Origin of the sequence: Trueperella abortisuis (assembly GCF_030811095.1) — a bacterium.
In the GTDB taxonomy this organism is placed as follows: domain Bacteria; phylum Actinomycetota; class Actinomycetes; order Actinomycetales; family Actinomycetaceae; genus Trueperella; species Trueperella abortisuis.
The window spans coordinates 2,135,685-2,148,298 of sequence record NZ_JAUSQL010000001.1; the positions used below are offsets into that span (position 1 = coordinate 2,135,685).

The following is a 12,614-nucleotide window of genomic DNA, read 5'->3' on the forward strand; positions in this document are numbered from 1 at the left end:
AGTGCGCGGCCAGCGCGAGCGGAGATCCCAGCTCAAGTCAAGAGCCGGGCGCGAACCGACGCTCGGCTCGCGTGAGGCGTGGCTCCCGCCCGGATTCCGGGCGGGAGCGCGGACTACATGGCGGCGACGGCCAGCAGGTGGATGACCGTGGTGCCGATCCAGATGGTGAAGGCCGGGGGATCAATGTGGGTGTCACCGTTCGAGCAGGTGGTGCGGGCGAGGAACTCGCCAAGCAGACCCGCAAGCAAACCGGCGATACCGCCGATGATGCAGGCGATCGCCAGCTGACCGGACGTCCACATAGTCGGATCCGACGTGCCCGCGATGACGGGCATGAAACGCATCGCCGCGATGGAGGCGAGGATCGTCATATGGTGGGTCACCGGCGTCGGTAGCCCACACGTGAGGAAGATCAGCGTCACGGCCGAGATCGCCCAGCCAAGCAACTGCGCATGGTTGGTGATCGCGCCGCCGGAGGTCGCGAAGAACATCTGAACCACTGCCAGCGTACCGAACGCGGCCAGCAGGCCGGACGTCAGGCCGTGGGCGGCGCTCACCGACCACTTCTCCTGATGGGCAACCCAGTGCTTGCCCTCGCCCACCTCTAGCAGGCCGATTCCGTTGACCTTGCCGAACAGGCCCGTCTTACCGAAGATGAAACGGGTGATGATCGCGATGATGATGATGGTCAGCGCCACCGTGTCAGTGGAGCCGATCGTGCCCGTGCCGTACTGCAACACAGGGTCAGTGCTGATGCCCGGCAACAGGAAGACGATGGCCAGGTTCATGATGTAACCGATCATGCCGGTCACACCGCCGACCGCGAGAATATCCCAACGTCCAAGGCCGGCCAGCGGCGTGACGATATCTCTTCCGTTTGTTCCCTTTGGCATCACGCCCTTCCAGGCGGCATAGGCGGCCGCCGTAGCGCCGCCCGCGAAGGCGATGTGCGGGCCGAAGACCGGGCCGAACACCACCGAATCCATGAACGGGCTGGCGTCAATGCCGGCCATGTACACGCCGAGGCCGATGAGGTACATTAAACCGGTGAAGATGAAGGCCGTCTGACCACCAATGGCCGCGCCAAAAGCGCCACCTCCAAAGGCGGCGACCAGCCAGAAGATATCAATTTCCATGTGGACTCCTTTGTCAAGGGCGATATACGTGTGTGAGAACGCCGAGCCAACGCTGGCTGGTGACGATCCGTAGCTAGATTCCTGACCCGCCGCCATCTCACAACCCTTGTGCTACAGCGGCGTTACGGCCGGCCATTGCCGGGCCAGTTCTCTATCTGTTGTCCCACGCTAGCATCGAGGTTGTTGCTTTTCACATGAGTGACGACAATATGCTCAAAGGTGCTGTGCCCGCCTGCCGGGCCGGAGGGCGGGTGGCCCTTCACGGGACGATTTGGGCCGCATCTTCAGATATACGAAGATGCGGCCCAAATCGTCCCGGCTAGGTCCGGGTAGGCCGGCTACTCGGGGAAGACCCAGGCCGAGGTTGCCCGCGACCTGCACATTTCGCGACCCACCGTATCCAAGTTGCTCGCCTACGCCCAGCGCCAGGGCTTTATCCGCATCAGTGTCATCGATCCGCGCGACCAAAGCAAGGACGTCATCGCCAAACTCAAGCAGCGCTATGGTCTGATCGACGTTGTGCTCGTCTCTCCCCCGCTGCCCACCCTGGATTCGCTACGCAATTCTCTTGCGGCAGCCGCGGCCCGCCACCGAGATCTCGGACACCTACGGCTGTTTCGCCTTCCATTCTGGGTTGCTCGCGGCGGGGTGCCCCGCTCCCGATGACGACCACCCGCTCCACGGCGAGTTCCCCTGCGCTCCCATGCAGGAGGCCTGGTTGGAAATCGAGGAGGGCGCGGTCCGCGTGGTTTCTATGCGCGAATACGTGCGCGGTTTTGGGCACCACTATCGCGCTACACCGTCTGTGCGGCTCGAGGCCGGAGCCTCCGACTTCGAGATCTCACTGTCCGTGACGAACCTCAGCGAGTACCAACCCATGCCGCTGCAGTACATGTGCCACATGAACTACGCCTTCGTTGAGGGCGGCACGATGAGCCAGTCTCTGCCCGAGGGGGCGTTCAAGCTGCGCCGCTCCATCCCCGCGCACGTGACACCCACCCGGCGGTGGACCGAGATCAACGAACAGATCCTCGCGGGCAAGATCGATGCCGACTCGCTCGACACCGCCAAGGAGTTCGATCCGGAGATCGTCTACTTCGCCGACGACCTCCCCTCCTACGGCGACGACCTCGAATTCACGCTGAGCAGCACCGAGGGGCACACCTTCTTCGTCGAGTTCTCCTCGAAAGAATTCCCCGTGGCGACAAGGTGGCTTCTCTATAATGCTGATCAACAGGTCGCGGCCTTCGTCTTGCCTGGCACATCACGGCCTGAGGGACGTAACGCGGCCGCGAAGTGCGGCACGCTCATCACGCTCAACGCAGGGGAAACAAAGAAGTTCACGGTGAAGACAGGAGTACGCAACTAATGGACATTGCAGTCATCGGATCCAACATGGTCGACCTCATCTCGTACATCGACCGGATGCCCGGCGAGGGCGAAACGGTCGAGGCGCCCAGCTTCGCCATCGGTTGCGGCGGCAAGGGCGCGAACCAGGCGGTGGCAAGTGCGCGCCTCGGCTCGGAGGTGTTCATGCTGACCCGCGTGGGCAACGACGTCTTCGCCGACAACACGATCGACAACTTCCGCCGCAACGGCATCGACACCGAGTTCGTGCTGCGCACCGACACCACCTCGGGTGTGGCGCCGATCTTCGTGGACCCGCAGTCGCACAACTCGATCATCATCGTCAAGGGCGCCAATGGCCACCTCTCCCCCGCCGACATCGACGCCGCCGCCCACAAGATCTCCGCCTGCCAACTCATCGTGTTGCAGCTGGAGATCCCGCTCGAGACCGTGTACGCCGCCATCCAGTTCGGCAAGGAACACGGCATCCCGGTGCTGCTCAATCCGGCGCCCGCCCAGCCCGACCTCGAGCTGGAGAAGGTCAAGGACTGCACGTACTTCGTGCCGAACGAAAGCGAGCTGTCGCTGCTGACGGGCATGCCGGTGGACACGCTGGCCGACATCGAAAACGCCGCCCACGCCCTGCTCGATTCGGGCATTCGCGACGTCATCGTCACGCTCGGTTCCAAGGGTGCGCTGTGGGTCAACGGCGCCGGGGCGCGGCTTTTCGAGGCGCCCACGGTTGATGCCGTGGACACCACCGGGGCAGGCGATGCCTTCATCGGCTGCTTCTCGCACGAGCTCGTGGCCAACGGGGACGTGGAGTCCGCCATCCAGACGGCGATCCGCTACGCCTCCGACTCCGTCGGGCCGCCCTTCACGGGACGATTTGGGCCGCATCTTCGTATATCTGAAGATGCGGCCCAAATCGTCCCGGCTAGGTCCGGGTAAACCACCTACTCCTGGTCGGCACCGGAGTCCTCCCCCGCCGACATCAGCGAAGTCGCCTGCGCCAGGCCGTCGATCTGCTCGGCCTCAGCGGCGGGCTTGACACCCTGCGGCAGCTGGTAGTCCGAATCCTGCCCGGTGAATGTGAACGCCTTCGGGACGGCATCGTGATCCACATCCACCACGATCGTCTGCCCCTTCGTGAACTCGCCAAAGAGCAGCTTCTCCGAGAGCATGTCCTCGATCCCGCGCTGAATAGCGCGGCGCAACGGGCGGGCGCCAAGCACCGGGTCGTAACCCTGCTCGGCGAGGAGCTCCTTGGCCTCATCGGTCAACACGATCGACATGCCCTGATCCCACAAGCGGGCGCCAAGCTTAGCGATCATGAGGTCCACGATCTGCAGGATCTCATGCTTCTGCAGCTGCGGGAAGACGATGATGTCGTCCACACGGTTGAGGAACTCGGGGCGGAAGTGGTTCTTCAGCTCCTCCGATACGCGACCCTTCATACGCTCGTATGAGGTCTGCGTGTCGGCGTCGAACTGGAAGCCGGTCTGCACACCCTTGGCGATGTCCTTCGTGCCGAGGTTGGTGGTCATGATGATGATCGTGTTCTTGAAGTCCACCACGCGACCCTGCGAATCGCTCAGTCGCCCCTCCTCCAGAATCTGGAGCAGCGAATTGAAGAGGTCCTGGTGGGCCTTCTCCACCTCGTCGAACAGCACCACGGAGAACGGCTTGCGGCGGACCTTCTCGGTCAGCTGGCCGCCCTCCTCGTAACCCACGTATCCCGGAGGCGCGCCGAACAGTCGCGAGACGGTGTGCTTCTCGGAGTATTCGGACATGTCAAGCGTGATGAGCGAGTCCTCGTCCCCAAAGAGGAACTCCGCGAGCGCCTTCGCCAGCTCCGTCTTACCCACGCCGGTGGGGCCGGCGAAGATGAACGAGCCGCCGGGGCGGTTCGGATCCTTCAGCCCAGCGCGGGTGCGGCGGATCGCCTGCGACAGCGCGGTGACGGCTTCATCCTGGCCGATGACGCGCTTGTGCAGCTCTTCCTCCATGCGCAGCAACTTGGCGGACTCGGCCTCGGTGAGCTTGAAGACGGGGATGCCCGTGGCCATCGAGAGCACCTCGGTGATGAGATCCTCGTCCACCACCGACACGACGTCGAGGTCGCCCTCCTTCCAGGCCTTCTCACGCTCGGCTCGCTTGGCGGTGAGCTGCTGCTCCTGGTCGCGTAGCGAGGCGGCCTTCTCGAAGTCCTGGCCGTCGATGGCGGCCTCCTTCGCGCGCTTGACCTCGCCGATCTGCTCGTCTAGCTCACGCAGCTCGGGCGGGGCGGTCATCTTGCGGATGGCCAGCCGGGCGCCGGCTTCGTCGATGAGGTCGATCGCCTTGTCTGGCAGGAAGCGATCGTTGATGTAGCGGTCCGCCAGCGTCGCTGCGGCCTCGAGCGCCTCGTCCGTGATGGTCACGCGATGGTAGGCCTCGTAGCGGTCGCGCAGACCCTCGAGGATTGCGATGGTCTCCTTCACCGACGGTTCCTCGACCTGGATCGGCTGGAAACGACGCTCGAGCGCCGCGTCCTTCTCGATGTACTTGCGGTACTCGTCTAGGGTGGTCGCGCCGATCACCTGCAGCTCGCCGCGCGCCATCATAGGCTTGAGCAACGACGCCGCGTCCAGCGCGCCCTCGGCCGCGCCCGCGCCTACAAGGGTGTGGATCTCGTCAATGAAGAGGATGATGTCGCCGCGGGTGTTGATTTCCTTAAGGATCTTCTTCATCCGCTCCTCGAAGTCGCCACGGTAGCGCGAACCCGCCACCAGCGAACCCATGTCGAGCGAGTAGAGCTGCTTATCCTTGAGGGTCTCCGGCACGTCCCCGGCAGCGATCGCCTGGGACAGGCCCTCGACCACCGCCGTCTTACCCACGCCGGGTTCGCCGATGAGCACGGGGTTGTTCTTCGTACGCCGAGAGAGCACCTGCATGACGCGCTGGGTCTCATTGTGGCGCCCGATCACCGGGTCGAGCTTGTTCTCGCGTGCCGCCTGGGTGAGGTTGCGCCCGTACTGATCGAGGATGGTGGAGCCGGCCTTCTGGCCCTCGCGAGCGCCGCCACCGCCGACACCCACGGCTTCCTTCCCCTGGTAGCCCGACAGCAGCTGCGTGACCTGCTGGCGAACCCGCCCCAGGTCCGCCCCCAGCTTGACCAGCACCTGCGCGGCCACGCCGTCCTGCTCGCGGCACAGGCCGAGCAGCAGGTGCTCGGTGCCGATGTAGGAATGGCCGAGCTGGAGCCCCTCACGCATGGCGTATTCGAGGACCTTCTTGGCGCGCGGGGTGAACGGGATGTGGCCCGACGGCTGCTCCTGGCCCTCGCCAATGATCTCGATGACCTGCTCCTGCACGGCGTCGTACGTGATCCCCAGCGACTCAAGCGCCTTGGCCGCCACGCCCTCGCCCTCCTTGATGAGGCCCAGCAGGATGTGCTCGGTGCCGAGGTAGTTATGCTTGAGGTTGCGCGCGGACTCCTGGGCGAGCACAATGACCCGCCGAGCGCGGTCTGTAAACCGTTCAAACAAGTTGGACTCCTTCAAAATAATCTCGCGAGGTCGTGCATCTCCTCGCGATTCCTCATTCACCTTAACGACGACGCCGCCCCGCTCGTCCGCCGTTTCGCCACAGGCGTGAGACAGCGCGGGACTTTTGCCCTGTGCGAAAGGCGGAGATCTGCGACGTTTTCTCACGACGACGTCGTGCGGCTCGCGCCGGGCATCTTCCGGCACTCCACGCTCGCTGGCGCGCGTTCGCCCCGCCCGTTGGTGCCCGCTTTTCGGCGCCCGCCTGTCAGCGCAGGCCGGTGAGCGCCGGGGTGCCAGTGGCGGGCTACACCTCGACGAGGATGGTGAACGGCCCGTCGTTGACCAGCTCGACGTCCATCATCGCCCCGAACACACCCGTCTCGACGCGCAGCCCGTAGCCGCGTACGGCGTCCACAACCGCGTCGAAGATCGGCTCCGCCGCCTCGCCGCCGGCCGCATGCGACCAGCTAGGCTTGCGCCCCTTGCGCACGTCGGCATACAGCGTGAACTGGGAGACCAGCAGGATGGGGGCGCCGCACTCCTCGGCGCTGACCCGGGCGGCTGGGTCGTCGTCGCCGTCGGGGCCGCGTAGCAGCTTAAGCTGAGCAATCTTGCGGGCGGTCTTGTCGATCTGGGCGGGCCCGTCGTCATGAGTGACGCCCACGAGCACGCACAGTCCCGGGCCGATCTGCCCCACAATTTGGCCATCTACCGTGACGGACGCACGCCTTACGCGTTGGATAACTGCGCGCATTACCAGGTCCCCCTTTGTGTCCCGCGCCCTGAACCCGGCCTCCGGCCCATCTTCGAACGCTCCGGGCCAAGGTAGTACACCAGGGCGATAAGGAACGCGAGGCGGATGAAGCCGGAGAACGGCACGTAAAGATGCAGCAGATACTGGAAGCGAGTGGCGACCTCGGCGAGGGCGCCGACGCCGAGGATGACCAGCCAGAAGTTCTTCGACTGGGAGGCCACCGCGAACTGCCGGGCCGGGCGCGCCGCCGCGTCGATGAACGCCCACACAAACAGGCAGGTGATCGCAAGCGGCAAGACGATATTAAAAAGGATGGTAAAGGCGGAGTCGACGATTCCCATTGTTCCGGGCCTCCCTCAGCGGCACGGACGCATACCCGCGCCCGGACGCTCATTCGGCGACGCCGTCGACTTCCCCTCACGCGCCACAATCGGCACCTGGGCGGCCACAAACGCACCCACCGACAGTTCGCCCTCGGGCGCGTTTCGCTTGAGCAGGGCTAGCGCCACCGGCCCCTCCTGCGAATCGCGAGCCACCGAGGTCAACTGCCCCACGACCTTCTCCCCCGCCATCACCTGCGCGCCCCGGGCGGGCAGCTCACCCTCCGGGCCCTCCAGGTAAAGGTAGGCCAGGCGGCGCGGCGGGCGGCCCAAGTTGACCAGCTTCGCCACCGTCTCTTGGCCGCGGTAGCACCCCTTCTCCAGGTGGACGGCGGTTCGTAGCCAGTCCAGCTCGTGCGGGAGGGCCCGCTCCACCACCTCCGTGTTCTGGCGCGGGCGCCAGTCCGAGATCCTCTTCGCTTCCCACGCCTGCAGGCCGGCGGGTACGAAACCCGCCGCGCCGAACGTCTCGATCACCTGCTGGTCCGGCCGTGCCGCGATCAGCACGCGCGCCGACCCGTACGCCGGGTGATCCGCGTCGGGCACGCCGTAGTTCGCACCGCCGGGCAGCGTACACGGCCAGGGGTCACGCCAGACGACGTCGGCCAGCGCCGCGATTGCCTCCGGCACACCGTCCGGCGCGAAAAAGCCAAACACCCGCACGTCCGGGCGCTCCACCCCTACCCGCATGCGGAACACCATCGAGTCTAGGAACGCGGTAAAGGGCTCCGCTTGGCCGCTGTCGAGGAAAAACCAGGTGCGATCGCCGTCGTCGATCACGCCGGCGGCCGAACAGATGTGGCCGTTCGGGTCAAGCAAGAGCATCTCCGAGCTTTCGCCCGTGGGGAGGTTCAGAAAGTCACGGGTGGTGAGGTTGTGCAACCACGTGGCCCGGTCCAGCCCCGAGACAGTCACGACCTCCACGAAGCTCAAGTCCGTGAAGGCCCGCCCGCGGGCCAACATGTTCTCCTCCGCGAACGGGTTGCCAAAGTGCGCCGGCACTCCGTGCGCCTCGTCGAGCACGGCTCCGGGGAGTTCAACCGAGCGGGCCGCCGGGCTCATTCCTCCTCCACCTTCTTGGCGGGTGCGTCAACGGCGTCGTCGAACTGGCGCGAAAGCCGCCCCGCAAGATAGTTGCGCATCTCGAAGCCGAACGCCTCCATGTCGTAGGCGTAGAAGAAATCCGAGGCCACGTTGCCGCCCAAGAACTTCGCCGCTTTAAAGTCCGCCGCGGCGCCCGAGCGGATCACCGTGTCGGTCACCATCTGAAGCCGCGGGCCGTTGATGAGGCCCACCCACAGCTGGGAGATACCCATCGGGGTGGCGACCGTGGCCTCCAGCTCCACTGAGCCATCCTCGCGCTTGGGGGCATCCGGGGTGACGCGCAGGTAGCCCGTCTGCGCCGACCACAGCACGTCCTTCGTCAGGTGATCGTACGTCCACTGGCCCGGCGCCTCCTTATCCACCTCCGACGCCGGCTCCTTCGCCAGCCAAATCCGCGAATTCAGGCGAACGTACGGGCCGCCATCGACGGCGTCGATCGTCAGCTCGTGCAGGTACGCCGCGGCGTCGACGTTCTCATACTCCAGCACACCGCCGCCGTACCACGTGTCAATCAGCCAGCCCAGCGGGTAGTTCTCCGGGGCCAGATTCTCAGGAAGTCGGAAAGCCATGAGATTAGCCTAGAGCACAACGAGCGTGAAGATGTAGCCGATCATGCCCAGCGCGCAATGCGGCATCACCGCCTTCACATAGCCCTGAACCCAGGTCAGCGGGCGTTCGAATCCGCGCATGCATCGGCGGATGAACGCGAATACAAGCCCCACGCACACGCCGATTGCGCCGCCGACCCACACCGGGCCGCCGAGGAGGAACGCCATCAGCAGACCAACCGCCGTCGCGTTGACCAGGCCAAGGAGGTTGGCGTGATCCGAGTCGAAGCTGTGGACGAGGGTGGCCACCGCGATGATAATCGCCGTCAGCAGGCCCACGAACGTGCCCGGATTAGGCAACGCGCGGCTGGCTACCTGCCAGCCCCCGGCCACGAACACCCACATCGACGCCGAGATCATGACCATCGCCCCGCCCGCCGACGCCGAGATGTGTTCGACGAGGTGGGGGCGGCCGTCGCGTCGCATCATCTCCCCCACGAAGGAGGCGAAGATGGCGAAGGTGGCGGCCAGCATGGTGCCCGTCATCGAGTTCAGGCACGCGGCGAGAAGACCGGCGGCCAGCGTCAACGTCATGACCACGCGGGAAACAGCTCGGTTCGTTAGGCCCATGATCACCGGCCAGCCCGCTATGAGCGGGATTGCCGTCGCCAGGGTCCCGATCGCCGCTGCGAGCGGCCCGAGGGAAACGCCGAGCGCGATGATTGCGGCATAAAACGCGCCGACGGATGCCCAAATAAAGGGCGGGCGCACATCGGCGGAAGGACGGGCCGGAGCCTCCCGATCAAATAACCGATCAGTGAGCGAAGGCGTGCGTCCGGACTCTTGGGTGGAGGACGTCATAGCCAAAAGTGTATCTCCCCAAACTCCGGTATAAGGACTTTACCATGCCAAACGGCTTTGTGGTGCGGTTTTACAACAACCTAGGCGAACGTGCAGGAGCGCCCAGCTGGAGCGGAAAGCGTGCGCGATTCGAGGGGTGACAGGATGGAAAACGTGAGCTAGGCTATGAGTCAGACACCGGATCGCGAAAGCCCCGGGCTCCAAATATTTGCCGCTACGAGCGGCCTTAGCGCCGACAGGCGCTCTCGGGTTCGGTGTCCTAAGCGTAGGGCCGCACCTTCTCGTGCGGCCCTTCCCTTTGCTCTTGCCCGCAAGCCCGGGAACCCGGAACCGCGGGTTAATAGACAAAATGGGTTAATAGACAAAAAATGTGTCTTATCCGGGCGTGTCGTTAGTGTCCTGCCCAGCCTTGGTGGATGGTCAGGCCGTCGTCCCAAGGGGCTTGGGTGTTGATGGCGTTGTCGATGTAGGCTGGCCCGTCGGGCTCAGGTTCGGGTTTGGGCTTGGTGGTGGCGGGGGTGTTGTTGATGAACGTGGCCAGGGGTTGGGGGTCGATGGAGCGGGTGTAGAGGAAGTAGTCCAGGGCGGTCTTCATGTGCTCTTCGGATAGGCCGCGGTGGGCTCGTAGGTAGGTCTTCAGCACGGCGTTCGTCCCGCCTTCTAAGGAGTTCGTGGTTGAGGCCAGGGGGCTTGTCGCGCCTGTGGTGGGGTCGAGGTAGGTAAAGAGCACCCCGGCCTTGACGTAGCCGTCTAAGGCTCTGACCAGGCGCCTGGTGGCGTGGTGGGTATACCACCAGGACTTGTTGTTCTGGGCAAAGCGCGGGATCTGTGAGGGGGCGACAGTGGCCTTGTAGGTGCGTTCGGCCAGCCAGGTGTCGTAGAGGGTGTGGAAGGCTGCGAGGCCTTTTTGCCAGGCGATGGCTTGGTCGGCGGTGGTGATCTTGGTCAGGTCCAAGGCCAGTTTGTATAGGGCCTTGTGCTGGTCGGTCTTGGGGCGGGTGGTGGTCAGGGTGCGGATGTTGCGCTGGATGTGGACTAGGCACCGTTGCAGGCGGCTGGTAGGCCAGCAGGCCTTGATCGCGGCCAGGGCCCCGCGGTCCCCGTCGGTGGTGACCACGGCCGGAGCAGGGATACGCGACAGTAAGGCCGTGTAGGCGGCTTTGGATTCTTTGGCGCATAGCTGGTAGGCGATAACACCGTCAGTGGTAGCCGCCACCAAGACGCACCAGCCGTGAGCGATGTAGGTCCCGTCGATGAAGATCTGGTCATGAACCTCTCCGGTGATGTCCCAGATCGGGCGGGTATCCCAACACCAAGCGTGATCGCGATCCCACGTCCGAGTAGAGCCGGTTAGGCGACGTTTGGGTTCAGTGTCGGTAATGAATTCAACGAATTCGCGGAACTGTTTTTCGCGTTGCTGGCGCCGATGAGTGCTGGTGAAGCTGTGGCCACAAGCCGGGCATCTCCAGCGCTGCCGGCCAGCACTCGTTGAGCCGTTCTTCTTCGTGGCGGTCTGACAAATCGGGCAGCGGCGGGCGTGCGGGTTTGGTCTTCTCACCCCATGCACGTAACCGGGCAGATGTCAACGAAGCAACCACTTTCAGCGTCTCAACCTTAAGAACCCTGACTTTCCCTTATTACACCAACGAAAAACTCGATCATAAAACACATTTTTTGTCTATTGACCCGGAACCGCGGCCTATAGCCCGGAACCGCCCTAGACGCCCGCGCCGGTCAAGGTCAGATAAATGAGGGCGAAGTTCAGCACCACGATCAGCACCGACACCGTCACCATGGCAACCCGCATGACGGGCCCGTCGCGGTAATCGCCCATGACGCCCCTGTCGGCGGTGTACTTGGTGAGCGGAATGATGGCGAAGGGGATCCCAAACGAGAGCGCCACCTGCGAAATGACCAGCGCCCACGACGGATTCGGGTACGCCCACAGCACCACCAGCGCCGGGATGAGTGTGACGAGGCGGCGAACCCACAGCGGAACCCTCACGTGCAACAGCCCGCCCATGATCTCCGAGCCCGCGTACGCCCCTACCGACGTCGAGGCCAGGGACGAGGCGAGCAACCCCACCGCGAACACGACGCCGATTCCCGGCCCGAGCACATCCGCGATGGCGGCGTGCGCACCCTCAATGGAGTCGGTGCCGGCTCGCCCGCCGAGCGCGGACGCGGCGAGCAGCAGCAGACCCAGGTTGACCGCGCCGGCGACGATTAAGGCGGAGACCACGTCGGCGCGCGTGGCTCGGAGAAGGAGTTTGAAGTTGCGCCCTTTCTTGGCGAAGCGATGATTGACCAGCGAGGAATGCAGGTAGATCGCGTGCGGCATCACGGTCGCGCCTAGCATCGACGCGGCGATCAGCACCGAGTTCGTGTCGCTAAAGCGCGGGATCATGCCGGAGAGCACCCCGCCCGCCGACGGCGGATTGATGAACAGCCCGGCAAGGAAGCCGCAGGTGATGATCGCCAGTAGGGCGACCACAATGGCTTCGAACTGGCGTTGGCGCCGTACGTTTTGGAAGATCAGAAGCGACATTGACACCGCCCCGACGATCACTCCGCCCACGATCAGCGGTAGCCCGAATAGCAGCTGGAGGGCGATCGCCCCGCCGATGATCTCGGCAAGGTCGGTCGCCGCCGCGATGATTTCCGCCTGCAGCCAAAACGCGATGCGTTGCCGCGTGGGCAGACGATCTCCAAGGAGCTCCGGGAGCGATTGTCCCGTCACGAGTCCGAGCTTGGCGCTCTGATACTGAACGAGCACCGCAATAGCATTTGCGAGGACGAGCACCCACACCAACATGTAGGAATATGTGGCGCCCGCCGATATGTTCGCCGCCACGTTGCCCGGATCGACATACGCCACGGCGGCCACAAATGCCGGCCCAAGCATGGGTAGGAGCCCCTGACTTCGGCCTGCGCGAACGTTTAGCACCACAACC

11 protein-coding genes are annotated in these 12,614 nt (G+C 64.5%); 2 read left to right on the forward strand and 9 right to left on the reverse strand.

The features are described from left to right. Positions 1–113: 113 nt before the first annotated feature. Entirely contained in the window at positions 114–1,136 is a 1,023-nt protein-coding gene (locus tag J2S45_RS09620) for a hypothetical protein (protein ID WP_296931645.1), read from the reverse strand. A 568-nt stretch (positions 1,137–1,704) separates the two neighbouring features. Here J2S45_RS09620 and J2S45_RS09625 point away from each other — a divergent pair. Together J2S45_RS09625 and rbsK are read left to right on the forward strand one after the other, a co-directional pair. After that, positions 1,705–2,505: a DUF4432 family protein gene (locus tag J2S45_RS09625; protein WP_307635257.1), complete on the forward strand. Its 801-nt coding sequence runs from the start codon at positions 1,705–1,707 to the stop codon at positions 2,503–2,505. After that, the gene (gene rbsK / locus J2S45_RS09630) at positions 2,505–3,434 is read left to right on the forward strand and encodes a ribokinase (protein ID WP_307635258.1); all 930 of its coding nucleotides are present in this window, start codon (positions 2,505–2,507) and stop codon (positions 3,432–3,434) included. The genes J2S45_RS09625 and rbsK overlap by 1 nt, the downstream gene beginning before the upstream one ends. A 5-nt stretch (positions 3,435–3,439) precedes the next feature. Here rbsK and J2S45_RS09635 read toward each other — a convergent pair whose 3' ends face one another. The 8 genes from J2S45_RS09635 to J2S45_RS09670 all read right to left on the reverse strand — a co-directional run bounded on the left by J2S45_RS09635 (position 3,440) and on the right by J2S45_RS09670 (position 12,607). Beyond that, a complete protein-coding gene (locus tag J2S45_RS09635; protein ID WP_296929183.1) occupies positions 3,440–6,013 on the reverse strand; it encodes an ATP-dependent Clp protease ATP-binding subunit in 2,574 nt (857 codons plus the stop codon). A gap of 304 nt (positions 6,014–6,317) precedes the next feature. Further along, entirely contained in the window at positions 6,318–6,767 is a 450-nt protein-coding gene (dtd, locus tag J2S45_RS09640; RefSeq protein WP_296929181.1) for a D-aminoacyl-tRNA deacylase, read from the reverse strand. Further along, entirely contained in the window at positions 6,767–7,108 is a 342-nt protein-coding gene (locus J2S45_RS09645; protein WP_296929179.1) for a DUF2516 family protein, read from the reverse strand. Before J2S45_RS09645 ends, dtd begins: the two co-directional genes overlap by 1 nt. 15 nt (positions 7,109–7,123) lie before the next feature. Next, on the reverse strand, positions 7,124–8,209 hold the full coding sequence (gene ygfZ / locus J2S45_RS09650; protein ID WP_307635259.1) for a CAF17-like 4Fe-4S cluster assembly/insertion protein YgfZ: 1,086 nt from the start codon (positions 8,207–8,209) through the stop codon (positions 7,124–7,126). After that, on the reverse strand, positions 8,206–8,820 hold the full coding sequence (locus tag J2S45_RS09655) for an FABP family protein (RefSeq protein WP_270975746.1): 615 nt from the start codon (positions 8,818–8,820) through the stop codon (positions 8,206–8,208). The genes ygfZ and J2S45_RS09655 overlap by 4 nt, the downstream gene beginning before the upstream one ends. A 9-nt stretch (positions 8,821–8,829) precedes the next feature. After that, on the reverse strand, positions 8,830–9,660 hold the full coding sequence (locus tag J2S45_RS09660) for a hypothetical protein (protein WP_307635260.1): 831 nt from the start codon (positions 9,658–9,660) through the stop codon (positions 8,830–8,832). 391 nt (positions 9,661–10,051) lie between these two features. Beyond that, positions 10,052–11,218, reverse strand: coding sequence for an IS1249 family transposase (locus J2S45_RS09665; RefSeq protein WP_307634965.1), 1,167 nt, complete (start codon positions 11,216–11,218; stop codon positions 10,052–10,054). Positions 11,219–11,377: 159 nt separating this feature from the next. Then, the gene (locus tag J2S45_RS09670; protein ID WP_307635447.1) at positions 11,378–12,607 is read right to left on the reverse strand and encodes an Nramp family divalent metal transporter; all 1,230 of its coding nucleotides are present in this window, start codon (positions 12,605–12,607) and stop codon (positions 11,378–11,380) included. Positions 12,608–12,614: the final 7 nt, after the last annotated feature.